This is a genomic window from Bacillus sp. AFS018417 (assembly GCF_002560985.1).
GTDB lineage: Bacteria > Bacillota > Bacilli > Bacillales > Bacillaceae_G > Bacillus_A > Bacillus_A rhizoplanae.
In genome coordinates this window covers 1-1,007 of the sequence record NZ_NTTM01000135.1, presented here as the reverse complement: position 1 = coordinate 1,007, position 1,007 = coordinate 1, and the positions used below count along the sequence as shown (strand labels likewise).

The window sequence follows — 1,007 nt, the reverse complement described above, 5'->3', positions numbered from 1 at the left end:
GACAGTTTAACTTATGTGAAACAGAATTAAATATAATTCTAATAAAGGAGGAAATCATGAGAAATTTTATTATATTTGGAGCAAGCAAAGGATTAGGAGATGCTTTTGTGAAAGGATTACCTGATAGAGGCGATAAGGTGTGGATCGTCTCCAGAAGTCGCCCAGAGAGTTTGAAAATTAATGATGGAGTCCATAGAATTTGGATAGATGCTGATTTATCATTACCTACTTCATGTGATAAGATTGCGCGTTTTTTAAATGACGATATCATAGATGTATTAATATATAATGTCGGAATATGGGAGAGAAATGGATTTAGAGATGATTATAATTTTGAGAAAGATGATCCCCAGGAAATTGCAGAAATTATCAATGTTAATGTAATCTCCACAATTACTTGTATACAAAGGTTGTTGCCTAATCTAAAAAAATCAGAGAATGGGAAAATTTTACTGATAGGTTCAACAGCTGGTCTAGAAAATACTGATTTTACGCAAGTTTCATTTGTGGCTTCAAAATTTGGATTGCGCGGTATCGGCAATTCTTTACGGGAGCATCTAAAGAAGTGTGGCATAGGTGTAACATGTATCAATCCAGGTGAAATAGCTACACAAATTCCTTATGAAGACGGTATAGAAAAAGTTATATCGACTTATAATGGCACACAAATTCCACTTCAAGATATTGTTTTATTGGTTAGATGTGTAATTAATCTTTCTAAGGCTTCTTGTGTAAAAGAAATTAATATTCCAGCGATGTTTGAAACAAAAGTCTAATTAATCAGTTGAATTTCTTAAAGATCAGATACTTAACTACCGATAACACTAATTATGTGAATGGAAAATCCCTTCAATTCTTCTGAAGGGACTCTTAAAGGTTTTGCGATACTTTGATTTTATGTTAACAAAAGGTGCTTTCATGTATAGAAAACACCTTTTCAGTCTACAACTATTTTTTAACAGTCTAATACTTTTTTCTATAGTCTAAAACATTTTTTTAATAGGACA

At 31.9% G+C, this 1,007-nt stretch carries 1 protein-coding gene; it reads left to right on the top strand.

What is annotated here, in order from left to right; translation table 11 throughout:
* Window positions 1–56: 56 nt before the first annotated feature.
* Window positions 57–776 carry an SDR family NAD(P)-dependent oxidoreductase gene (locus CN326_RS23880; protein ID WP_098311393.1) on the top strand — a complete coding sequence of 240 codons (720 nt, stop codon included), beginning with the start codon at window positions 57–59 and terminating at the stop codon, window positions 774–776.
* Window positions 777–1,007 lie beyond the last annotated feature (231 nt).